21 protein-coding genes, 1 tRNA gene and 1 pseudogene are annotated in these 22,874 nt (G+C 63.3%); 10 read left to right on the forward strand and 13 right to left on the reverse strand.

Annotated elements, in window-relative coordinates; all coding sequences use genetic code 11:
- Nucleotides 1-322: 322 nt before the first annotated feature.
- The 5 genes from uvrB (at nucleotide 323) to L0U81_RS05245 (ending at nucleotide 6,090) form a co-directional block, all read left to right on the forward strand.
- Nucleotides 323-2,416 (forward strand): excinuclease ABC subunit UvrB, encoded by a 2,094-nt coding sequence (uvrB, locus tag L0U81_RS05225; RefSeq protein WP_233800541.1) that lies wholly within the window; start codon nucleotides 323-325, stop codon nucleotides 2,414-2,416.
- Nucleotides 2,417-2,760: 344 nt separating this feature from the next.
- Nucleotides 2,761-3,309, forward strand: a complete 549-nt coding sequence (locus L0U81_RS05230) for an iron transporter (RefSeq protein ID WP_233800543.1) — start codon at nucleotides 2,761-2,763, stop codon at nucleotides 3,307-3,309.
- Nucleotides 3,310-3,421: 112 nt separating this feature from the next.
- Nucleotides 3,422-3,754, forward strand: coding sequence for a cupredoxin domain-containing protein (locus L0U81_RS05235; protein WP_233800545.1), 333 nt, complete (start codon nucleotides 3,422-3,424; stop codon nucleotides 3,752-3,754).
- Between the two features lie 84 nt (nucleotides 3,755-3,838).
- Complete coding sequence (locus L0U81_RS05240; protein WP_233800547.1) at nucleotides 3,839-4,684, forward strand: FTR1 family iron permease; 846 nt, start codon at nucleotides 3,839-3,841, stop codon at nucleotides 4,682-4,684.
- On the forward strand, nucleotides 4,681-6,090 hold the full coding sequence (locus tag L0U81_RS05245; protein ID WP_233800549.1) for a 4Fe-4S binding protein: 1,410 nt from the start codon (nucleotides 4,681-4,683) through the stop codon (nucleotides 6,088-6,090). The genes L0U81_RS05240 and L0U81_RS05245 overlap by 4 nt, the downstream gene beginning before the upstream one ends.
- A gap of 255 nt (nucleotides 6,091-6,345) precedes the next feature.
- On the opposite strand, the gene L0U81_RS05250 is transcribed toward L0U81_RS05245, so the two are convergent.
- The 4 genes from L0U81_RS05250 to L0U81_RS05265 form a co-directional block, all read right to left on the reverse strand.
- A complete protein-coding gene (locus L0U81_RS05250; protein WP_233800551.1) occupies nucleotides 6,346-6,606 on the reverse strand; it encodes a hemin uptake protein HemP in 261 nt (86 codons plus the stop codon).
- 183 nt (nucleotides 6,607-6,789) lie between these two features.
- Nucleotides 6,790-7,272 carry an SRPBCC family protein gene (locus L0U81_RS05255; protein WP_230560293.1) on the reverse strand — a complete coding sequence of 161 codons (483 nt, stop codon included), beginning with the start codon at nucleotides 7,270-7,272 and terminating at the stop codon, nucleotides 6,790-6,792.
- A 74-nt stretch (nucleotides 7,273-7,346) separates the two neighbouring features.
- Nucleotides 7,347-7,745, reverse strand: coding sequence for an OsmC family protein (locus tag L0U81_RS05260; RefSeq protein WP_233800553.1), 399 nt, complete (start codon nucleotides 7,743-7,745; stop codon nucleotides 7,347-7,349).
- 186 nt (nucleotides 7,746-7,931) lie between these two features.
- Nucleotides 7,932-8,810, reverse strand: a complete 879-nt coding sequence (locus L0U81_RS05265) for a pirin family protein (RefSeq protein ID WP_233800555.1) — start codon at nucleotides 8,808-8,810, stop codon at nucleotides 7,932-7,934.
- Nucleotides 8,811-8,932: 122 nt separating this feature from the next.
- Here L0U81_RS05265 and L0U81_RS05270 point away from each other — a divergent pair, with 122 nt between their 5' ends.
- On the forward strand, nucleotides 8,933-9,943 hold the full coding sequence (locus tag L0U81_RS05270; protein WP_233800557.1) for a LysR family transcriptional regulator: 1,011 nt from the start codon (nucleotides 8,933-8,935) through the stop codon (nucleotides 9,941-9,943).
- A gap of 395 nt (nucleotides 9,944-10,338) precedes the next feature.
- Here the strand turns inward: L0U81_RS05270 and L0U81_RS05275 are convergent, their stop codons facing one another.
- The 9 genes and pseudogenes from L0U81_RS05275 to L0U81_RS05315 all read right to left on the reverse strand — a co-directional run bounded on the left by L0U81_RS05275 (nucleotide 10,339) and on the right by L0U81_RS05315 (nucleotide 17,492).
- Nucleotides 10,339-10,758: an ExbD/TolR family protein gene (locus tag L0U81_RS05275; protein WP_233800559.1), complete on the reverse strand. Its 420-nt coding sequence runs from the start codon at nucleotides 10,756-10,758 to the stop codon at nucleotides 10,339-10,341.
- A 24-nt stretch (nucleotides 10,759-10,782) separates the two neighbouring features.
- Nucleotides 10,783-11,514 (reverse strand): MotA/TolQ/ExbB proton channel family protein, encoded by a 732-nt coding sequence (locus tag L0U81_RS05280; protein ID WP_233800560.1) that lies wholly within the window; start codon nucleotides 11,512-11,514, stop codon nucleotides 10,783-10,785.
- Nucleotides 11,515-11,541: 27 nt separating this feature from the next.
- Complete coding sequence (locus L0U81_RS05285; RefSeq protein WP_233800562.1) at nucleotides 11,542-12,237, reverse strand: energy transducer TonB; 696 nt, start codon at nucleotides 12,235-12,237, stop codon at nucleotides 11,542-11,544.
- A 277-nt stretch (nucleotides 12,238-12,514) separates the two neighbouring features.
- On the reverse strand, nucleotides 12,515-12,775 hold the full coding sequence (locus tag L0U81_RS05290; protein WP_233800564.1) for a (2Fe-2S)-binding protein: 261 nt from the start codon (nucleotides 12,773-12,775) through the stop codon (nucleotides 12,515-12,517).
- A 171-nt stretch (nucleotides 12,776-12,946) separates the two neighbouring features.
- Nucleotides 12,947-13,834, reverse strand: coding sequence for a glutamate racemase (gene murI, locus L0U81_RS05295; RefSeq protein ID WP_233800566.1), 888 nt, complete (start codon nucleotides 13,832-13,834; stop codon nucleotides 12,947-12,949).
- Between the two features lie 163 nt (nucleotides 13,835-13,997).
- Nucleotides 13,998-14,477: a bacterioferritin gene (gene bfr / locus L0U81_RS05300; RefSeq protein WP_233800568.1), complete on the reverse strand. Its 480-nt coding sequence runs from the start codon at nucleotides 14,475-14,477 to the stop codon at nucleotides 13,998-14,000.
- Nucleotides 14,478-14,626: 149 nt separating this feature from the next.
- Complete coding sequence (locus L0U81_RS05305) at nucleotides 14,627-16,150, reverse strand: fumarate hydratase (protein ID WP_233800570.1); 1,524 nt, start codon at nucleotides 16,148-16,150, stop codon at nucleotides 14,627-14,629.
- A 147-nt stretch (nucleotides 16,151-16,297) separates the two neighbouring features.
- Nucleotides 16,298-16,378: pseudogene (locus tag L0U81_RS05310) on the reverse strand (TIGR00645 family protein); the annotation flags it as partial.
- Nucleotides 16,379-16,589: 211 nt separating this feature from the next.
- Nucleotides 16,590-17,492, reverse strand: a complete 903-nt coding sequence (locus tag L0U81_RS05315) for a DMT family transporter (RefSeq protein WP_233800572.1) — start codon at nucleotides 17,490-17,492, stop codon at nucleotides 16,590-16,592.
- 412 nt (nucleotides 17,493-17,904) lie between these two features.
- Here L0U81_RS05315 and acs point away from each other — a divergent pair, with 412 nt between their 5' ends.
- The 4 genes from acs to L0U81_RS05335 all read left to right on the forward strand — a co-directional run bounded on the left by acs (nucleotide 17,905) and on the right by L0U81_RS05335 (nucleotide 22,643).
- Nucleotides 17,905-19,887, forward strand: coding sequence for an acetate--CoA ligase (gene acs / locus L0U81_RS05320; RefSeq protein WP_233800574.1), 1,983 nt, complete (start codon nucleotides 17,905-17,907; stop codon nucleotides 19,885-19,887).
- Between the two features lie 155 nt (nucleotides 19,888-20,042).
- Entirely contained in the window at nucleotides 20,043-20,459 is a 417-nt protein-coding gene (locus L0U81_RS05325) for a DUF4212 domain-containing protein (protein ID WP_233800576.1), read from the forward strand.
- 4 nt (nucleotides 20,460-20,463) lie between these two features.
- Nucleotides 20,464-22,482 carry a sodium:solute symporter family protein gene (locus L0U81_RS05330; protein WP_233800578.1) on the forward strand — a complete coding sequence of 673 codons (2,019 nt, stop codon included), beginning with the start codon at nucleotides 20,464-20,466 and terminating at the stop codon, nucleotides 22,480-22,482.
- Between the two features lie 70 nt (nucleotides 22,483-22,552).
- Nucleotides 22,553-22,643: transfer RNA gene (locus L0U81_RS05335), tRNA-Ser, on the forward strand.
- Nucleotides 22,644-22,874 lie beyond the last annotated feature (231 nt).

The raw sequence follows: 22,874 nt of genomic DNA on the forward strand, positions 1-22,874 counted from the left end.
GCGGCGAGCGAGCGCGACTTCGCATTGTAACGAATCCGGGCGCGTTTTTCCGGGCCACGAGACGGGCAAAGGGCAATTGTTTGCTTGAAAAACAGGCACTGCGCGGCCATGTGGCAATGAGGGATTCGAGCGTGCGCGGCTATGGCGCAGGCGCGAACCGGACGAGGTGTGCTGCATTTGAGCCCGCTGCGCGCATGCGCCACAAAGGGTCATAACACGTCGTGGCCCCAGCGCCCGGCGACGCCCTACGTGGCCCCGCTCGATCTTCACTTTCCGCAACCCGTTAGAATGATTCTTTGCCCAAGGCCCGGTGCCGCCCCTCATGTCCGAACACCATCTGACTGAAGCCGACGAGACGCTCGACGAATCCAAATTCGTAACGTTCGAAGGTTCGCCGTTCAAGCTCTACCAGCCATATCCACCTGCCGGCGACCAGCCCACGGCCATCGACACGCTCGTCGAAGGCGTCGGGGACGGGCTCGCGTTCCAGACGCTGCTCGGCGTGACTGGGTCCGGCAAGACCTTCACGATGGCCAACACGATCGCGCGGCTCGGTCGCCCGGCGATCGTGTTCGCGCCGAACAAGACGCTCGCCGCGCAACTGTATTCGGAGTTCCGCGAGTTCTTCCCGCGCAACGCGGTCGAGTACTTCGTCTCGTACTACGACTACTACCAGCCGGAAGCGTACGTGCCGCAGCGCGACCTGTTCATCGAGAAGGACTCGTCGATCAACGAGCATATCGAGCAGATGCGGCTGTCGGCGACCAAGAGCCTGATGGAGCGTCGCGACGTGGTGATCGTTGCGACGGTGTCGGCGATTTACGGTATCGGCAACCCGTCCGAATACCACCAGATGATTCTTACGTTGCGCACGGGCGACCGGCTCGGCCAGCGCGACGTCATCACGCGGTTGATCGCGATGCAGTACAGCCGCAACGAAGCCGACTTCCAGCGCGGCTCGTTCCGCGTGCGCGGCGACACGATCGATATTTTTCCGGCCGAGCACGCCGAGATGGCGGTGCGCGTCGAGCTGTTCGACGACGAAATCGAAACGCTGCAGCTATTCGACCCGCTCACCGGCCGCGTGCGGCAGAAAATTCCGCGCTTTACCGTGTATCCGTCGTCGCACTACGTGACGCCACGCGACACCGTGCTGCGCGCGGTCGAAACCATCAAGGCCGAGCTGCGCGACCGGCTCGAGTTCTTTTATAGCGACGGCAAGCTCGTCGAGGCGCAGCGGCTCGAGCAGCGCACCCGCTTCGACCTCGAAATGCTGCAGGAACTCGGATTCTGCAAGGGCATCGAGAACTATTCGCGGCACTTCTCGGGCGCAGCGCCTGGCGAGCCGCCGCCGACGCTCGTCGATTACCTGCCGCCCGACGCGATCATGATGCTCGACGAATCGCACGTGCTGATCGGCCAGCTGAACGGCATGTATAACGGCGACCGGGCGCGCAAGGAGAACCTCGTCGACTACGGCTTCCGGTTGCCGTCGGCGCTCGACAACCGGCCACTCAGGTTCAACGAGTTCGAGCGCAAGATGCGCCAGGTCGTGTTCGTGTCGGCGACGCCCGCCGATTACGAGAAGAAGACGTCGGGGCAGGTCGCCGAACAGCTGGTACGCCCGACCGGCCTCGTCGACCCCGAAATCGAGGTGCGGCCGGCGCGCAGCCAGGTCGACGACGTGCTCGGCGAGATCAACGAGCGCGTCAAGGCCGGCGACCGCGTGCTGGTCACGACGCTGACCAAGCGGATGGCCGAGCAGCTCACCGAGTTTCTGGCCGACCACGGCATCAAGGTGCGCTACCTCCATAGCGACATCGACACGGTGGAGCGTGTCGAGATCATCCGCGATCTGCGTCTGGGCGCGTTCGACGTGCTGGTCGGGATCAACCTGCTGCGTGAGGGGCTCGATATTCCGGAGGTGTCACTCGTCGCGATTCTCGACGCGGACAAGGAGGGCTTCCTGCGCGCCGAGCGTTCGCTGATCCAGACCATCGGCCGGGCGGCGCGTAACGTGAACGGCAAGGCGATCCTGTACGCGGACAAGATCACTGACTCGATGCGTCGCGCGATCGACGAAACCGAGCGGCGCCGCACGAAGCAGATCGCGTTCAACGCCGCCCACGGCATCACGCCGCGTGGGGTGGTCAAGCGGATTCGCGACATCATCGACGGCGTCTACAACGTCGACGAAGCGCGCGCCGAGTTGAAGGAGCAGCAGGTCCGGGCGAAGTTCGAGGACATGTCCGAGAAGCAGCTCGCCAAAGAGATCAAGCGCCTCGAAAAGCAGATGATGGAGCACGCGAAGAATCTCGAATTCGAGAAGGCCGCGCAGACCCGCGACCAGCTGGCGCTGCTGCGTCAACGCGTGTTCGGCGCGAACGTCGGCGACCATGTGTCGGGCATCGAGTGACCGACGCGTTTTCCCCCTTGCTTTTGACCACCATCAAAGGGCGCGGCCATTCGCCGCGCCTGCTCACCGCAGCCGGCGCTTAAGCTCCCGCTCGAGCCGTCGGCGCGGCCGCCGTGGCCGCGATTCATTCGGTCCCTGTTTCGCCCGGCGCACACCGGTTTTCTTAAGCGAGCCTTAAGACCCTGACGGCACAAGGCCGGGCGTGCTGGCAGATTTGTTCTCGTCGGCGATCGATGATAAACTCAACCAATATTGAGAATGGTTCGCATTTAAATTCACATCTGGCTTGCGAGCGCTCAGTTCCGATCAAATCGATTCCAGTCTGATAAAAACAAGGAGTTTCAATGCGGATGTCTTCCTTTGTGCGGGGCGGTGCGGCAGCGGTAGCCGCTGCCGCGGCGCTGTCCGCCTCGGCCGCCGAATATCCGATCGGCAAGCAGCAGATCCAGGGCGGCATGGAAATCGGCGCGGTCTATCTGCAACCGATCACGATGGAACCCGAAGGCATGATGCGCAAGGCGTCGGAGTCGGACATCCACCTCGAGTCCGACATCCACGCGGTCAAGAACAATCCGACCGGTTTCGCCGAAGGCGACTGGATGCCGTATCTGCAGGTGCACTACGAACTGACGAAGGCCGGCTCGAACCAGCCGATCAAGGGCGACCTGATGCCGATGGTCGCGAACGACGGTCCGCACTATGGCGACAACGTCAAGCTGCAAGGCCCGGGCAAGTACCACCTGAAGCTGATCGTCGAACCGCCGATGCAGATGGGCCACATGGCGTTCGGCCGCCACATCGACAAGGAAACCGGCGTGGGTCCGTGGTTCAAGCCAATCTCGCTCGAATATGACTTCACCTTCGCCGGCATCGGCAAGAAGGGCGGTTACTGATCGGCGCGTGGTGCCAGTGCGGTCGATAACCGTATCAGTGAATGCAGCAGACGGCGCGCGGACGCCCGGTGTCATACCCGGCGTCGGCGCGTCGCGTTTTCCGGAAAGGCCAATGGGAATCAACCGAAAGATCGCGCTACTTGCCGCCACGCTTTGCCTGGCGGCCACGGCTCAGGCAGCCGACCTGCCGACCTTCAAGCTCGAAATGAACGACGGCAAGCTGAACCCGGCCCGGATCGAAGTGCCGGCGGGGCAGCGTATCAAGATCGAAGTGCGTAACACCGGCAAGGGCGCGGCCGAATTCGAAAGCGTGCAGTTGCGCAAAGAGAAAGTATTGGCGCCAGGCGCCGATTCGTTCGTCGTGATCGCTCCGCTCGAGCCGGGCGAATACAAGTTTTTCGACGACTTCCACCAGCAGGCGCAAGGCGTGATCGTCGCGAAGTAAGCATTGGTCTCGGTCGAACGCGAGCGCTGTCGTTCGCGCGAGGCAACGGAAGCGGGCAGTAGAAGGATCGAAGGGAGAGCTTGAATGGGTCAGATTCTGTTCATCGTGTGGCGGGAAAGTGTCGAGGCATTGCTGGTCGTCGGCATCCTGTACGCGTGGTTGAAAAACGGCGATGACGACGCGCGCCGCGGCTTGCCGTATCTGTGGGGTGGCGTGGCGGCCGGCGTGATCGCGGCGGTGGCGCTCGGCGCGGCGCTGGTCGGCTTCACCGAGGTGCTCTCCGGTGACGCGCAGGACTACTTCCAGACCGCGATGGTGCTCATTGCCTGCGTGCTGATCGTGCAGATGGTGCTGTGGATGAAGCAGCACGGCCGCACGCTGAAGCGCGACATGGAACAGTCGCTGCAGAAGAGCCAGCGCGATTCGAACTGGTGGGGCGTCGCGGTGCTGGTCGCACTGGCGATTGCGCGCGAAGGCAGCGAAACGGTGATCTTCCTGTACGGTCTCGGCTTCGGGCAGTCGGGTCATGTCGACGGCAGCCAGATGCTGGCGGTGGTGATCGGTCTCGCGCTCGCGCTCCTGACCTTCTACGTGTTGCAACTCGGCGGCAAGATCTTCTCGTGGCGGCTCTTTTTCCGCATCACCGAAATCATGTTGCTGTTCCTCGGCGCGGGCCTGTTCCAGACCGGCGTTGACAAGCTGATCGACAAGGAAATCCTGCCGACGCTCGTCGACCAGCTGTGGAATTCGTCGGCGATTCTCGATGATTCGAGCACCTTCGGTTCGCTCGTCGCAACGCTGACCGGCTATCGCGCGCATCCGGCGCTGATGAACCTGATTGCCTACGGCGTGTACTGGGCGGTCGTTTATCTGCTCCTGCGCCGCGCCAATCGCAGGCCCGCGCAGCAGGCGGCAGGGCGCGCAGCATGAGCACCATGATGGCTGTCCGGCCGGGTCGCCTCGCGGCGGCCGGCCAGTGGATGCAGCGCCACGGCGCGGTGATCCGTGGGATCCAGTGGACCGTGGTCGCGGTGTACGCGTTCCTGATCATCGTGCCCGCGCTAATGCCGCTGCCCGACGACACCGCGCATCTGTGGAACAACCTGACGCTCGCGGCGCAGTTCGTGTTCTGGGGAATCTGGTGGCCGTTCGTGCTGCTGTCGATGGTGATGCTCGGGCGCGTCTGGTGCGGCGTGCTGTGTCCGGAAGGTGCGCTCGCTGAATTCGCGAGCAAATTCGGCCGCGGTCGCGCGATTCCTCACTGGATGCGCTGGGGCGGCTGGCCGTTCGTCGCATTCGGCATCACGACGATCTACGGGCAGATGGTGAGCGTCTATCAGTATCCGAAAGCGGTGCTGCTGGTGCTCGGCGGCTCGACCTTCGCGGCGATCGTGATCGGTCTGCTATACGGACGCGAGAAGCGCGTCTGGTGCAAATACCTCTGCCCCGTCAACGGGGTCTTTTCGCTTCTGTCCCGGCTCGCGCCGTTTCACTACAAGGTCGACGAAGACGCCTGGCGCCGCTCGTACAAGAACGGCGAGCATGGGCATCGCGTGATTCCGATCAACTGCGCGCCGCTCGTGCCGTTGCGCAACATGAAGGGCGCGGCCGAGTGCCATATGTGCGGCCGCTGCAGCGGACACCGCGACGCGATCGCGCTGACGTGGCGCAAGCCGTCGACGGAAGTCGTGCAGTTGGGCGACCAGAAGGCCAACCCGTGGGACACGGCGCTGATCCTGTATGGCCTGCTCGGCATCGCGATCGGCGCGTTCCACTGGACCGCGTCGCGCTGGTTCATCGATCTGAAAATGTTCGCCGCGACGTGGCTCGTCGATCACGACATCACGTGGCCGCTCGACACCAACGCGCCGTGGTTCCTGTTCACGCATTACCCCGACCAGAACGACGTGTTCTCGTGGCTCGACGGCTCGCTGCTGATCGGCTACATCCTCGCGACGGCGCTCGTTTACGGCACCGCGCTGCTGCTGTTGCTGGCGGGCGCGACGCGCATGCTCGGGCGCTTTAACGTAAGGCGACTGCATCATCTGACGCAGGGGCTGATTCCGATCGCGGGCGCGGGCGTGTTCCTCGGTTTGTCGGCGACGACGTTGTCGCTGCTGCGCGCTGAGCACGTGTCGCTGTGGTGGGCGTCGGATCTGCGTATCGCGATTCTCGTGATCGCGAGCACGTGGAGCGGATGGCTCGCGTGGCTCGTTACGCGCCGCTATAGCGAGCGCTTTGTTCAGCGCGCGCTGGCCATGCTGTGGTTCGTCGCGGCGCTGGCGGTCGTCAATAGCGCGTGGTGGCTGATGTTCTGGGGCTGGGCGTCGAAGTAATGCTTCAGCCTGGGTTTTATGCGAACCCAGGCGCAAGCACAACGAGAAAAGCCGTGGGATGCTGCCATCCCACGGCTTTTTCATTTTCAACGAGTGAGAACCAAAAAAAAGCGGCCTGGCTGGCTGCGACGGCTGGCTGGGTGTCTGCACGAAGGGGTCTAGTTCTCGCGTGCAAGCCGTCGTGGCTGGCTAATGCCTAACACCTCTCTGGGAGGTGGTCCCCACAATACCCGGTACTTACCTCGTGTTGCGTAGCTACTTCGTCAGGATCAGCTTGCCGAGGCGCGTCGCACGCAACTGGTACGTCTCGCCGTTGTGCACGATGCTGATGTGACTCTGGCCTTGCAGCAGTGCATCGCTGCGCACGACCCGTTCCGACGTCTCGCCCGGACCGCTGGCGCGCTCCGCGGCCGGTTTCGCAGCGGGCGCAGCCGTCGTCGAAGCTTTCGGGCGGCTGATCAGCGCGGCCGCCGGGCGGCGCAGGCTGAGTGTGGAGGAGCGAGTCATATCGGTCATTCGTTTTAGCTTGTTCGTCGATTCGATGGGTTGATTCTAAATGATAACCATTCCTATTTACAAGGCTGAAAAATTGATCGGATTCGGCTGCTGATAGCGGGATGAAAGAGCGGCTAGACGATTCCAGGGGGCCATCCTGGACATGGCCCCGCGATGGCGCGGGCAGAGCGCCCGCGCGGCATGTCAGTGCAAAGGTCCCGGTTGCTGTTTGCCCGCGACGTACTGGCGGATCAGTCGAACCGTGTCGATATCGTTCTCGCGATACGCGGACTTGACGATCTCCTGCGTCTGCACGGCATCCTGATCGGTCGAGACGGGCAGCGTGGTCGCGTATTCGAAGCGCAGGAACAGTTGCAATTCGTCGGGTTGCTCGATCGTCATCGTCAGGGAGCCGCCGACGTACTCGGCGGTCGGCAGGATGTCGTAGCGCACGCTCTGACTTGCCTGCAGCGTGACGCGATCACGCACGGTGGCCTGGCCGTAGTGCAGTTCGCGCTCGAGCACATTGCCGTCGCGCGACAGGATCGTGCAGCTGTCGAGACCCATCACGAACAGCTGCGGCTGTTCGGCGCGCAGCACGAGTCCTTCCCACAACTGTTCGCGGGTCATCGATTCGACGAAAGGATTCAACGGATCGTTGATCTGAATGAGGTGTTCGAAATTCAAGACGACTGCGTCCTATGAAAATGTTGCAATACCCGTAGCCCGATTGGCCGAAGTCCGGTCGCCCTATGCTCGCGCTACGCGACTGCGAGCGCGGAGCGGATCGAGATCGTGTGCGTGAGGATCTTGTGCACCGGGCACGCGTTGGCGATTTGCAAAAGCCGTTCCCGCTGCTCGTCGGTCAGATCGCCGTCGAGCATGATCTGACGGTCGATCGTCGAGCCCGCGTCACCGGTTTCCATCGACAGTTTGACGCGTATGCCTGCGAGCGGCCAGCCCTTGCGCTGCGCGTACATCTTCAGCGTGATCGACGTGCACGCGCCGAGGCTCGACAGCAGCAGCGAGACCGGCGTCGGACCGCGATCGCCGCCGCCGAGCGATTCGGGTTCGTCGGCAAGCCAGGTGTGCTTGCCGTCGTCGAACATGACCTGGAAATTCGTCGAACCGATATGGGCGTTGACGGTGGGCTCTGCCATGCGCGCTCCTGTGCGGGATGAAGTGGCGTCGCGCGCCGCGCGACATGAGCCGTTATTGTGAACGAATTTACCGGCATTCGCGCCCCGAGGCGGCCGGTTTGCGGCGCGTAATAGGCCGGCGGCGCGTTTTGACTAGCGTCGACAGGCATGAATGACACGCAGTGCGCGCTCGTCTGTCAGTGTCTGTCAGTGCGTAATCGCGCCCATCCGCCCTGCCTGATAGTCGATCACCGCCTGACGGATCTCGTCCTCGGTATTCATCACGAATGGGCCATAGCGCACCACCGGCTCCTTCAGTGGCACACCACCGAGCAGAAGCACTTCGAGCGGTTCGTCGCCCGCCGTGAGCGTCACCGCGTCGCCGTCGTTGGCGAACACGACCATCGTGCGCGCGTCGATGTCAGCGCGCGCGTCGCCTTCGCCGTACACCCCCTTGCCGGACAGGCCATACGCGAACACGCGATAGTCGGCTGGCACCGGCTGGCGGATCGTCGCGCCCGGCTGTAGCGAGAAATGCTGATACAGGATCGGCGTGCGCGTTTCGATCACGGCCTTGACCCCGAGCGCTTCACCGGCGATTACTTTGACGCGCACCTTGCCGTCTTCCGACGTCGCGACCGGAATGCGGATCGACGGGATCTCCTGATAACGCGGCGGGATCATCTTGTCGCGACGCGGCAGATTCACCCATAGCTGTAAGCCATGCACGCGACCGCCGGTCCGCGCGAATTCCGGGTCGGGCATTTCGCTATGCACGACGCCCGCGCCCGCGGTCATCCATTGCACGTCACCGGCGCGCAGCGTACCGGAATGACCCGCCGAATCCTTGTGGCCGAACTGGCCCTCGAGCGCATAGGTGACTGTCTCGAAGCCGCGATGCGGATGATCGGGCGCGCCCTTGGCCTCGCCCGGCGCATAGTCGACCGGCCCCATTTCGTCGAGCAGCAGGAACGGATCGAAGTCCATCAACAGACGCGTCGGAAACGGCCGATGGACGATAAAGCCGCCGCCTTCCACCGTGCGAACCGACGGGAACGTGCGTTCAATCGTGCGTGACGTACTCATCAATATCACCTCGAAAAATGGGGAATAGCGTTATTTTTGAAACATGGGGCTATTATAGGGACCGTTTTTCGCGGTGCCAGCCGCCCGTCAGCAATGGATTGTTCTGTTAATGGAACGATGAGATGAAGATCGATTCACATAATCTGAACGACCTGATGTACTTTTCACAGGTCGTCGAACATGGCGGATTTTCCGCCGCCGAGCGGGTGCTGGGCATCTCGAAGTCACGGCTATCACGGCGGCTCACGGAGCTGGAGGCGTCGCTCGGCGTGCGCCTGTTGCAGCGTTCCACGCGCAAGCTCGCGCTGACCGAAGCGGGGCAACTGTTCTACCAGCACTGTCAGGCGATGCTCAGCGAGGCTCAGGCGGCGGTCAACGTCGTGCAGCAACTGCGCTCGTCGCCGCGCGGAACGGTGCGCGTGAGCGTGCCGGTCACGATCTCGCAGACGATTCTGTCGACCATCCTGCCCGAATTCATGCACCGCTATCCGGAAGTGCGCGTCGTGATGCGCGTGACGAATCGCGTGGTCGATCTGTTCGAGGATTCGATCGACGTTGCGCTGCGGGTCCGTTCCGATCCGCCGGAAAACGCGAACATCGTCGTGCGGCCGCTGTGGCGCACCGAGCAGATGCTGGTAGGCGCGCCGAGCCTGCTGCAGCAGAATGCGCCGCCGCTGACGCCGGCCGATCTGAACCGCTTCGAAACACTCGACGTGCCGACGAGCGACGGCCGTCACGTGTACAACCTGATCTCACCCGATGGCACGCGCCATGCACACGAACACGAGCCGCGCCTCGTGACGGCCGATCTGATGACGATCCGCGAGGCGGTGCTCGCCGGCGTCGGCATCGCCGCGTTGCCGGAGATGATGTATGGGGCCGCATTGCGAACGGGGCAGTTGTCGCCGGTGATGCCGGGCTGGAGTTTTCCGACGCCGCAGTTGTACGCGGTGTTCGTATCGCGGCAGGGCATGGTGCCGGCTGTGCGCGCGTTCGTCGATTATCTGGTCGAGATGCTCGATCCGGACGGGGGCAAGCACATCATGGGCGAGTGTCCCGTGACCGGCAAAAAAACGGTGTCGCAGGCATCGGTTTCGGCGGCTTCCGCCATTGCGCCGGCGGTGGTTTCATAGCGCGCTCGCGACCGCTATCGCGCGGTGCAAATCGCTTTTAGCATTTAAGCGTGGCCTGTCATGATTACTTTCAATGGCCGCTTGCTTGAATGCGCGCGCGTGCGGGCGTATATTGAAATCCCTTTCGCTAAGGAGTCTCCTATGCGAAAACTCATGGCCGCTATCATAGCGGGCCTGATAGGGCTGACCGCGCTGTCCGTGTCGACCACGGCCGTCGCATGCGGTGATAGGAGCTATCAGTCTTCGGCCGATGGCAAATGATCCCGCCGCCCGAAGGCGCCGAGCGCGCACAAGAAAAGGCCTTCATCCGATGATGAAGGCCTTTTGCTTTTTGGCTCCTGTTTTAAGGGGTTTTCGCGTGGACACGCGTTTTGCTCCGCGTGTCACTTCACCTGTTACTTTGCCTTCGGCTGCGTGACGAAGCCGATCTTCGTCAGTCCGCCAGCCTGCGCGGCCGACATCACCTGCGCAACCTTCTCGTAGGGCACCTTGCGATCCGCATCGAGATGCAGCTCCGGCTGCGGGCTCGCCTGCGCGGCCGAGGCGATCTTCGCGGCGAGCGCCGCGTCGTCGACTTTCGTACTGTCCCACAGGACGTTGCCGTCCGCGTCGATCGACACCGTCACCTGCGCGGGCTTCATTTCTTCCTTCTGGCTGCTCGCATGCGGCAGATCGATCTTGACCGCGTGACGGATCACCGGAATCGTCACCATGAAGACGATCAGCAGAACCAGCATGACGTCGACGAGCGGCGTCATGTTGATCTCGTTCATCAGGCCGTCGTGATCATCTCCGGCGAAAGGGCTCATTGCCATTGGAATGCCTAGTCGACCAGTTGATCAGTTGGCGCGGGTCGCGAGACGCAGGCCGTCACCGCGCCTCGTCGATGACAGGCGCGCGCCCGTCACGAAGAACGCATGCAGGCCGTGCGCGAAGCGGGCGAGCTTCGCGACGATTGCCTTGTTGGCGCGCGTGAGAGCGTTGTAGCCGAGCACCGCCGGAATCGCGACGAACAGACCGAACGCGGTCATGATCAGCGCTTCGCCGACCGGGCCGGCAACCTGGTCGATCGACGACTGGCCGCTCGCGCCGATCGCGAGCAGTGCGTGATAGATGCCCCACACGGTGCCGAACAGACCGACGAACGGCGCCGTGCTGCCGATCGATGCGAGGATCGCGAGACCGCTCTGCATGCGTGCGACGCTTTCGTCCATCGTGTCCTTCAGGCAGCGCGTGATCCAGTCCGACACGTCCATGCGGTCATGCAGATGCGGCTGCGTCTGATGATGATGGTCGGCCGCTTCCTCGCCTGACAGCGCGAGCGCGAGGAACGGGTTGTCATGCGCCTTCGAGGCACCGCCGCCGAGCTTCTTCACGCCGTCGGCGAGGTCGTCCGAATGCCAGAACGCCTGCTCGGCGTTCTTCGTCAGGCGCTTCAGGCGCATCACGTTCCAGCCTTTGACGACGATCACGCTCCATGACATCACCGACATGAACAACAGCGCGAGCGCGATACCACGTGTCACGAAATCCCCTTGTGTCCACACATGCGCCAATCCGTAGTTCTGCATTGCAATTCCTTGATTTTGAAATCGGCTTCAATCGGTCAGATCGAAGTTGAAAGACTGGGTGTACGTGGCTCTGACGGGCTCACCGTTCTCGAGATACGGCTTGCAGGCGCTCGCGTGCATGGCGGCTACCGCGGCGTCGTCGAGGCGGCTATAGCCGCTGCTCTTCGTCAGTTCGATGTTTTCGAGCTTGCCGGTCAGGCCGATGACGAATCGCACCGACGCGATGCCGGTTTCGTGGCGCCGTTTCGAAAGTGTCGGGTAATCCGGGTGGGCGATATTGCACTCGACGTGCGAGACGTTCCTTGGCGCGCTGATTTCCATCGTCGGCTTGCCGATGGCGGGCGTTGCCGCGGCTGGCGGCGTCGCCGCTGCAGCGGGCGCGGGCGACGGCGGATCGGGGGCTGCGACCGGCGTCGCCGATGGCGCGGCGGCCTGCGGCAACGGAGTCGGAGTCGGCTTGGGCGCCGGAGTCGGCTTTAGCTGGAGTTTCGGCTTCGAATGGACGGTCGGCGTCGGTTGAGGCGGCGGCGCTGCGATCGATTGCAGCGCAACCGGCGCGGGCGGCACCATCACGGCGGTCATGACCTGCGATTCGAGCGCGACCTGCGCAGGTTCGTGACGCAGCGTCATGATCACGCCGAGCAGCGCGACGTGGATCGCCGCGACCACGGCAGTGGTCGTCAGCGCGCGGAAATTCGGTCGGGTGGACGACGCCAGCGTCATGTTCGGAAAATCAGCAGCGAAATGAACAAAGTAGTCACGAAACCAATCAGCAATTCCATCTCGAACTCCTTTTCAAGGATGAGCGGGGTAGCTGGCTGGTACGACTACTGGCTGGCTGACGGCAGTGGGATAACGCGGTGCGGCGGTCAATGCCGCGAGGGTGTTGCAGACGCGCGGCACATCCAATGTCACATCAAGTGTTGCATTGAATGTGCGTTACGTATTGAGGCGTAGCGACACATGGGGCGCGGCTCGCGCCGCACCCGGCAAGCAGGACTCAGGCTGCCTTGCGTTCGCAGTACGTCACTTGCACGACCTGCGCGACGGTCTGCACCTGCTGATGCTCGGCGACACCTACACCGCAACGGCTCGCGCACACGCCGCTTTGCAGCATGACGTCGCGCACGGATTCCTCGCATTTGCCGCAGCACGAAGCGACGCCGAGTTCAAACTGCAACTCGTCGAACGAGTCGATGCCGTCCGCAATCGAGGAGCGGATTGTGCGGTCGGAAACGGATTTGCAGACACAGACAATCATGGCAGGCGCGATAGATAACGTTAATGCGAATTATTATCATTTTGTTTGGCCCGTTTGGCAAGCATCCTGTGCGGTTTTTTGTAACAAAACCAGAACCTTAGAATGGATTTCGTCTGGCGCGAGGGCGGCGCGTGCCGCCACCGGGCACGTCGCGCGCGCCGGTTCGAGGCTCTAGGCGGCCCGGGAATCCGGTGCGGCCGTGCGCGGAGACGGAATCCGCACCTGCTCCACTGCCGCTTCGATCTGCAACAGCGTGGCAGCCAGTTGCTGCTGATGGACGCCGTCGTCGGTGGAGTAGAAGCGCGGCAGCGGCGTGCCCGCGGCCGGCTTGGCGGCGCGCAGGCCGTGCTGCTCGAGCACGCGTTCGAGCTGACGGGCGATTGCCACGCTCGTGTCGATCAGCGCGAGCCGCTCGCCGACGATGTCGCGGATCGCCGCATCGAGAAACGGGTAATGGGTGCAACCGAGCACCAGCGTGTCGGCGCCCGCGTCGAGCATCGGCTCGAGATAGCTGCGCAGCAGCGCACGCAGCTCGGCCGAATCGACGTCGCAACGCTCCACCGCCTGCACGAGTCCGTGGCCGGGCTGGCACAGAAAGCGGCAGTCGGCGGCGTAGCGTTCGAGTAGTCCCTGGAAGCGGGCGCTGCGCAGCGTCGCCTGGGTCGCGAGCACGCCGGCGACGCGGCTTTTCGATTGCAGCGCGGCGGGCTTGACGCCAGGTTCGACGCCTACGAGCGGAATCGGCAGCTTTTCGCGCACCAGCGCGATCGACTGCGCGGTCGCCGTGTTGCACGCAACCACGAGCGCCTTCGCGCCTTGTGCGGCAAGCCATGCGCCGATGGCGAGCGTGCGGTCGGTGATGAAGTCGTCGTCGCGCTCGCCGTAGGGCGCGTACAGCGAGTCGGCGACATACAGCAGCGCCTCGTCAGGCAGTTGCGCGCGCACCGCGCGCAGCACCGACAGGCCGCCCAGCCCCGAATCGAAAATACCGATCGGCGCCTGGGACGCGGCGCCAGCGGCAACACTGCGGACAGTCGGGGACGGCGAAGGGGCGGGCATAGGCGAAGAAATCGAGCGTGACGTGGCGGTCGTAGAAATGGTCGAAGCCTGGGCGATTCGCGAGGCAGCGCGCAAGTATATCGCCAGCGCGGTGCGGTCCGGCGCGAATGCCTGGTTCACAGGCGTCGCGTGCTACCGCGCGGGATGCGCCAGCGTGCTTCGATCAGGACTCGACCGAGCCCATCGCGCTTTGCTGGTAGTTCTGGATACCGACCTTATCGATCAGATCGAGTTGGGTTTCGAGCCAGTCGATGTGCTCTTCGGTGTCGTCGAGAATCGTCGTGAAGATTTCACGCGAGACGAAATCGCGCACCGATTCGCAGTACGCAATCGCTTCCTTGCAGGTGCTTTGCGAAATCTGTTCGAGCTTCAGATCGCATTCGATGATTTCTTTGGTTTCCTCACCGATCAGCAGCTTGTGCAGGTCCTGCAGATTCGGCAGACCGTCGAGCACGAAGATGCGTTCGATCAGCAGGTCGGCATGTTTCATTTCGCCGATCGACTCGTCGTACTCGTGCTTGCCGAGTTTGGTGAGGCCCCAGTGGCCGTACATCCGGGCATGCAGGAAGTACTGGTTGATCGCGGTCAGCTCGTTCTTCAGCTGGGCGTTCAGATATTCGATGACCTTCTTGTCGCCTTGCATGTTATTTCCTCTTTCGGGGACCTCAAATTTCCAACAACAATAAACGTCATGCCCCAAAAAGCCAAGAAATTGCATGACGCAAGGCATAAAAAAGCCGGGACCGCGGTCCCGGCTTTTCGACTGCACTGAGTGGCGTTAATTGCCGATCATCAAGCCGTGGCGACCGGAATCTTGCCGATCTTGGCCTGCCATTCCTTCGGGCCGGTCTGGTGCACGGAGGTACCGGTCGAATCGACGGCGACCGTGACCGGCATATCCTGCACGTCGAACTCGTAGATCGCTTCCATGCCGAGATCTTCGAACGCGAGCACCTTCGCGCTGCGGATCGCCTTCGACACGAGGTACGCGGCGCCGCCGACGGCCATCAGATACGCGGCCTTGTGCTTCTTGATCGACTCGATCGCGACCGGGCCGCGCTCGGCCTTGCCGATCATCGAAATCAGGCCCGTTTGTGCGAGCATCGTCTCGGTGAACTTGTCCATCCGCGTCGCGGTGGTCGGGCCTGCCGGGCCGACCGCTTCGTCGCGCACCGGATCGACCGGGCCGACGTAGTAGATCACGCGGTTCGTGAAGTCGACCGGCAGCTTCTCGCCCTTCGCAAGCATGTCGGCAATGCGCTTGTGCGCGGCGTCGCGGCCCGTCAACATCTTGCCCGACAGCAGCAGCGTCTGGCCCGGCTTCCAGCCGGCCACTTCTTCCGGCGTCAGCGTGTTCAGATCAACGCGCTTGCTGGTTTCCGTGTTCGGTTCCCAGTGCACCTTCGGCCATGCATCGAGCGACGGCGCTTCGAGTTTGGCAACGCCCGAACCGTCGAGCGTGAAGTGCGCGTGGCGCGTCGCTGCGCAGTTCGGGATGATCGCGATCGGCTTGGACGCGGCGTGCGTCGGCGCGGCCATGATCTTCACGTCGAGCACGGTCGACAGACCGCCAAGACCCTGCGCGCCGATACCGAGCGCGTTGACCTTCTCGTGCAGCTCGACGCGCAGCTCTTCGATCCAGTCCTGCGGGCCGCGCGCGATCACGTCCTGAATGTCGATCGGGTCCATCAGCGATTCCTTCGCCATCAGCATCGCTTTTTCAGCGGTGCCGCCGATGCCGATGCCGAGCATGCCCGGCGGGCACCAGCCTGCGCCCATCGTCGGCACGGTCTTCAGAATCCAGTCGACGATCGAATCCGACGGGTTCAGCATCGCGAACTTCGATTTGTTCTCCGAGCCGCCGCCCTTGGCCGCGACCTGCACGTCCACCGTGTTACCCGGCACGATCTCGTAGTGGATCACGGCCGGCGTGTTGTCCTTGGTATTCTTGCGCGCGCCTTCAGGCGGGCTCACGATCGATGCGCGCAGCACGTTGTCCGGGTTCAGATAACCGCGGCGCACGCCTTCGTTGATCATGTCGGTGACGCTCATCGTCGCGCCGTCCCAACGCACGTCCATGCCGACCTTCACGAATACCGTGACGATGCCGGTGTCCTGGCAGATCGGGCGCTTGCCTTCGGCGCACATGCGGCTGTTGGTCAGGATCTGCGCGATCGCGTCCTTCGCTGCCGGGCTCTGTTCGAGCTCGTACGCGCGGCCGAGCGCTTCGATGTAGTCGAGCGGATGGTAGTAGCTGATGTACTGCAGCGAATCAGCGATGCTCTGAATCAGGTCTTCCTGTTTGATGACGGTCATGGCTAGCTCAGTGGGGAGTGGCGCTTGTTATCGGATCGCAGCGCGGTGCGGTCAGTCTTGCGCCTTCAGGGGAGTGGAAACCTTGATACCGCCTACGGCGGGCAATGCCGCGGGCGCTTTGAAATGTTTGGGGTGCGTGTGCGTGGCAACGTAGACCGCTTGCGCGACGATCAGCCCGAGATACAGCGGCACCTGCGGCCAGCGGCTCATGAAAACGAGTTGCCGCAGCGCGCATCGGGCGGCGCGGACGGGCGGAGGCGGGTCGCGAAGCGGACATAGGCAACGGTCAGATGAAGCGCGGGTGACGGAACACGGGGCCAGGCGCCGACGGCGCTGCGGGGCGCGGCCACCGAAGGTCGCGAGACTCGCGTCAGGCGCGCGCTATTGTACAGCGTCGGTTGAATCCGCTGCTTTGCGGCGGGCAGCGCGCCCGCCAGACTTATGATGCGACCGGCGGCACGCTGCGCGCCTTCAGGCTCGCGAGGCCGATACCGGCGATCACGCAGGCGAGCGCGATGCCGTGCGCGAGCGTGGGCCGCTCGCCGAGGAAGACGATGCCGTAGAGCGCCGCGGCGACCGGCAGCACCGCGCTGAACACGCCGGCGAGACTGCCCGGCACGTGACGGATGCCCTTCATCCACAGCCAGAACGAGAAGATGCTGGCCGACAGTCCGTACCACAGCAACAGCATCCAGACGCTCGACGGCACCGCGCGAAAGTCGAAATGCGCGAGCGCGCCGGCGCCGAGCGGCAGCATCAGCAGCAGGCCGAACAGATGCGTGTACGCGCAGATGTCGATTGGCTCGAGCGTTTTCGTGAGGCGCCGCGACAGGATGATGTAGAGCGATTCGCAGCACACGGCGCCGAGCACCATGAAGTTGCCCGCGAGCGAGCCGGTGCCGGCTATCGCATCCGCGCCCGCCTCGACGTGCGCGACATTGATGACGACGACGCCGGCGATCGCCAGCACGATCGATGCGAGCGCGCGGCCATCCGGCCGCTCCTTCAGGATCAGCCACGACAGCATTGCGACGACCGCCGGAATCGTGCTCGTGATCACGCCCGCCGCGACCGCGCTCGTGCGCGCGACGCCGTTGAGCATCAGCAGCGTGAAGCCGAAGGTGCCGAACAGCGCCTGCAAAAACAGGTTGATCCATTCGTCGCGTTTGACGCGGCGCAGTTTGGTCACGCGCAAGAGCGGCCAGAGCACGGCCATCGCGATCACGAAACGCAGCAGGGCGAACAGGGGAACGGGGACGAAGGCGACGATCGATTTGCCGATACCGACGTTGCTGCCGACCAGCAGCATCGAGGTAATGAGAAGCAGGGCGTAGCGGTTCAAGCTGGAATCCGGACGGCTAGTTCAGTTAGCATTGTAAGAGGCGGTGCGAGGGAGCGTAACCGCAAAACTCGGGTAAAACGCGCTTGGAACGCGCGATCTTTTCCACGCGCCTCTTGTCTGATCAACGCGCGGCCGCGTCGACGGCATTCGCGGTCTAAGGGTTTTCGCTTGCGGATCAACATGATGCGCGTAAGTGGCCGGTAAGTTGCGGCGCTTATGGTTAAGCCTTGACGCGGGACTCGACTGAGGAGAGCGCCCGCGTGCAGGGATGTTGCGATGCCGCACGCACATGCGCGGGGCGGCTTCGCGGGGTGGGAGACAGCGCCGCTCGTGGCGGCGCGAACAGGATAAGGCCAGTGCGCGCGATGCGCGCCGGCACAGTTTTTTCGTTTTATCTTCCAAGGGGTTGTCGATGTCTGCGATTGAATCGGTTCTTCAGGAACGCCGTGTTTTTCCGCCCTCCGCTGACACTGCGAAGGGCGCCGCGATCTCCGGCATGGACGCGTACCGGGCGCTAGCCGCCGAAGCGGAGCGCGACTACGAAGGCTTCTGGGGGCGTCTCGCGAAGGAGACGCTGAGTTGGCACAAGCCGTTCACGAAGGTGCTCGACGAATCGAAGGCACCGTTCTACACGTGGTTCGAAGACGGCCAGTTGAACGCGTCGTATAACAGCATCGACCGTCATGTCGAGGCCGGTCATGGCGAGCGCGTCGCGATCGTATTCGAAGCCGACGACGGTACCGTCACCAACGTCACCTATCAGGATCTGCTGCAACGCGTATCGCGCTTCGCGAATGCGCTGAAAAAACGCGGCGTGAAGAAGGGCGACCCGGTCGTCATCTATATGCCGATGTCGATCGAAGGCATCGTCGCGATGCAGGCGTGCGCGCGTATCGGCGCGACGCACTCGGTCGTGTTCGGCGGCTTCTCGTCGAAGTCGCTGAACGAGCGGCTCGTCGACGTCGGCGCGGTCGCGCTGGTCACGTCCGACGAACAGATGCGCGGCGGCAAGGCCTTGCCGCTGAAGAACATCGCCGACGAAGCGCTCGCGCTCGGCGGCTGCGAGAAGGTCAAGAGCGTGATCGTGTATCGGCGCACCGGCGGCAAGGTCGCGTGGGACGCAGGGCGCGACCTGTGGATGCATGAACTCACGCAGGCCGAGTCGGACCAGTGCGCGCCCGAATGGGTCGATGCCGAGCATCCGCTCTTCATCCTCTATACGTCCGGCTCGACCGGCAAACCGAAGGGCGTGCAGCACTGCACCGGCGGCTATCTGCTGTGGGCCGCGCAGACGCTGAAGTGGACCTTCGACTGGCGGCCCACGGACGTGTTCTGGTGTACCGCGGACATCGGCTGGATCACCGGGCATACCTACATCACGTACGGGCCGCTGACCCTCGGCGGCACCCAGGTCGTGTTCGAAGGCGTGCCGACCTATCCGGATGCCGGACGCTTCTGGCAGATGATCGCGAAGCACAAGGTCACGCTGTTCTACACAGCGCCCACCGCCATCCGCTCGCTGATCAAGGCGTCCGAGGCCGACGCGAAAGTGCATCCGAAGAGCTATGACCTGTCGACGTTGCGCATCATCGGCACGGTCGGCGAGCCGATCAATCCGGAAGCGTGGGTGTGGTACTACGAGAACGTCGGCGGTGGCCGCTGCCCGATCGTCGATACATGGTGGCAGACCGAAACCGGTGGTCACATGATCGCGCCGATGCCGGGCGCGACGCCGCTCGTGCCGGGTTCGTGCACGCTGCCGCTGCCGGGCATCATGGCCGCGGTCGTCGACGAAACCGGGCAGGACGTGCCGAACGGGCAGGGCGGCATTCTGGTGGTCAAGCGTCCGTGGCCGTCGATGCTGCGCAACGTGTGGGGCGACCCGGACCGCTACAAAAAGAGCTATTTCCCCGAGGAGCTTGGCGGCAAACTCTACCTCGCCGGTGATGGCGCGGTGCGCGACAAGGAGAGCGGCTACTTCACGATCATGGGTCGCATCGACGACGTGCTGAACGTGTCGGGCCATCGTCTCGGCACGATGGAGATCGAGTCGGCGCTGGTCGCTAATCCGATCGTCGCGGAAGCGGCCGTGGTGGGCCGCCCGGATGCGACGACCGGCGAGGCAGTGTGCGCGTTCGTCGTGTTGAAGCGCGCGCGTCCGCAAGGCGAGGAGGCGGTGAAGCTCGCGAACGAACTGCGCAACTGGGTCGGCAAGGAGATCGGTCCGATCGCGAAACCGAAGGACATCCGCTTCGGCGAGAACCTGCCGAAGACGCGTTCAGGCAAGATCATGCGCCGCCTGTTGCGTTCGCTCGCGAAGGGCGAGGAGATCACGCAGGACGTGTCGACGCTCGAGAATCCGGCGATTCTCGATCAGCTCGGCGAGTCGATTTAAAGCGTTGTAGACGGGTCTCGCGCGGGCGGCGGTGGTGGTTGGACACGCTAGCGGCCGCGTCGCGCGAGACTCGTGATTCGAGAGGCCGGCTTGCATCACGGCATCGCGCGGACAATCCCAATTGCCTGGCCGATGCCTTTTTGATACATAGGCGCATGGCCGCGCCGCACTCATCCTCCCATGCCACGTTGAATCCCGCGCCCGAACCGCCACGGGTCTCGGCGGCGATGGCGTTCGCGCATCGCAAGTACTGGCGTTTCAACCTCGCGTTGATCACCGTGCTGATGACGCTGGGCTTCTTCGTCTCCTTCGTCATGCCGTTGCTGGCACCCGCGCTCGCGCAGGTGCGCGTCGGCGGCTTCAGGCTGCTGTTCTACTTTGGCGCGCAGGGAGCGATCCTGATCTACCTCGCGTTGATCGTCGTTTATATCGTGCTGATGCAGCGCGCCGATCGTCAGTTGCGGCGCGCATTCGAAGCGGATTCGCAGCGCGATGCCGCAAGCGGTCCCAACGTGGATTTCGCGAGCCGCGAGAACGCCGACACGAACGCGCCGGCCGCGCGCGGACGCTGAGCCGATGAAGCACACGCATCGGCTGATCCGCTCCTACGCGCTTTATACGCTCGGCTTCCTGCTGTTCGTCTACGTGATGTGGCGCATCGAGCGCCGCACCGGTCCCGGTGTGTGGATCGGCTACGTGTTCCTGTTCGTGCCGATCGCGGTGTATGCGGTCATCGGCGTGCTGTCGCGCACGTCGGATCTTGTCGAATACTACGTGGCGGGGCGGCGCGTGCCGTCGGCGTTCAATGGCATGGCGACCGCGGCCGACTGGCTGTCGGCCGCGTCGTTCATCGGCCTGGCCGGCTCGATCTACTCGACCGGCTACGATGGCCTTGCGTACCTGATGGGCTGGACCGGCGGCTACTGCCTCGTCGCGTTCCTGCTCGCGCCGTATGTGCGCAAGCTCGCGCGCTACACGATTCCCGACTTTCTCGGCACGCGCTATTCGAGCCACGCGGTGCGTGGCCTCGCGGCGCTCGCCGCGATCCTGTGCTCGTTCGTCTATCTGGTCGCGCAGATCCAGGGTGTCGGGCTGATCGCGACACGCTTTATCGGCGTCGATTTCGCGGTCGGCATTTTCTGCGGACTCGCGGGCATCCTGGTGTGCTCGTTTCTCGGCGGCATGCGCGCGGTGACGTGGACCCAGGTCGCACAGTACATCATCCTGATCCTCGCGATGCTGATACCGGTGTCGATGATCGCCCACAAGGACGGTCTCGGGTGGGTACCGCAATTCAGTTATGGACGCTTGATGGAGCGCATGGAAGGGCTCGAGAAACAGGTGCGCGACGCGCCGCTCGAACAGCGCGTGCGCGACGACTATCGACGCCGTGCCGCGCTGATGCAGATGCGGCTCGATACGCTGCCGCAATCGTACCTCGACGAGAAGCAGCGGCTCACGCACGAGGTCGGCGATCTGCGCCGCCATAACGGTCCGTTGCGCGAGATCAACGAGCGCGAGCGCGCGCTCGAACAGTTTCCGCGCGATGCCGCCGCCGCGCAGATCGTCTGGAGCCAGCAGCGTGACGACATGCTGATGCGCGCGACCGCGCCGGTGCCGATGCACGAGCCGTTTCCTGCTGTCGGCGACGAAGACCGCAGCACGCATGCACGTAACTTTCTGTCGCTGCTGCTGTGTCTGTCGCTCGGCACAGCGAGCCTGCCGCATATCCTGACGCGCTATAACACGACGACCTCGGTCGGATCGGCGCGCCGCTCGGTCGGGTGGACGCTCTTTTTCGTCGCGCTGTTCTATCTGACCGTGCCGGTGCTCGCGGTGCTGATCAAGTACGAGATGCTGACGAATCTGGTCGGCCATCACTTCGCCGATCTGCCGCAATGGCTGATGCAATGGCGCAAGGTCGAGCCGAGCCTGATCAGCCTCGCCGATACGAACGGTGACGGTATCGTGCGCTGGAGCGAGATCCAGATGCAGCCCGATATGGTCGTACTCGCGGCGCCCGAGATCGCGGGGCTGCCGTACGTGATGTCGGGCTTGATCGCGGCGGGGGCGCTGGCGGCGGCGCTATCGACCGCGGATGGTCTGCTGCTGACGATTGCGAACGCGTTGTCGCATGACGTGTACTACCACATGGTCGATCCGAACGCGTCGAGCCAGCGGCGCGTGACGATCTCGAAGATTCTGCTGCTGGGTGTCGCGCTGTTCGCGTCGTACGTGGCGTCGCTCAATACCGGGAATATTCTGTTTCTGGTCGGGGCGGCGTTTTCGCTGGCGGCGTCGAGTCTGTTTCCCGCGCTCGTGCTCGGCGTGTTCTGGAAACGCACGACGCGGCTCGGCGCGGTGGCGGGGATGGTCGCTGGGCTCGTCGTGTGCATCTACTACATCGTGTCGACGTATCCGTTCTTCACGCAGATGACGGGCTTCACGGGCGCGCGCTGGTTCGGTATCGAGCCGATAAGCTCGGGCGTGTTCGGCGTGCCGGCGGGGTTTCTCGTGGCGATCGGGGTGAGTTTGATCGATCGCAAGGCGGACGCTTATACGATCGCGCTGGTCGACTATATCCGGCATCCGTAGGTGGTTTGCGCGTGGCGTTGGCCGGGGTGTGGCGCAAGGCGCGAAGTTTGCTATAATTCGGCTCCCCGCCGGAGAGATGGATGAGCGGTTTAAGTCGCACGCCTGGAAAGCGTGTATAGGTTAATAGCCTATCGGGGGTTCGAATCCCCCTCTCTCCGCCAGAATTTCCTTCAAAGCTTTGCCAAGTGGGCTTCCGCCGAAAACCTCCCACAAAGCTTCCCACAGTTCTGATTTATCTCGCTCGACCAGCAGGGTAGAGTTCGCGCGCAAAAGCAAAACGGCCCATCAAGGGCCGTTTCTGTTGGGCATTAGTCGGCTTTTTATGCTCAGGCTAAAAAACAGGTACCGTCGAATTGAATAATAACTCTCGGGAATATCACAGTTTGTCGCGC

Source organism: Paraburkholderia sp. HP33-1 (assembly GCF_021390595.1).
Classification (GTDB): Bacteria; Pseudomonadota; Gammaproteobacteria; order Burkholderiales; family Burkholderiaceae; genus Paraburkholderia.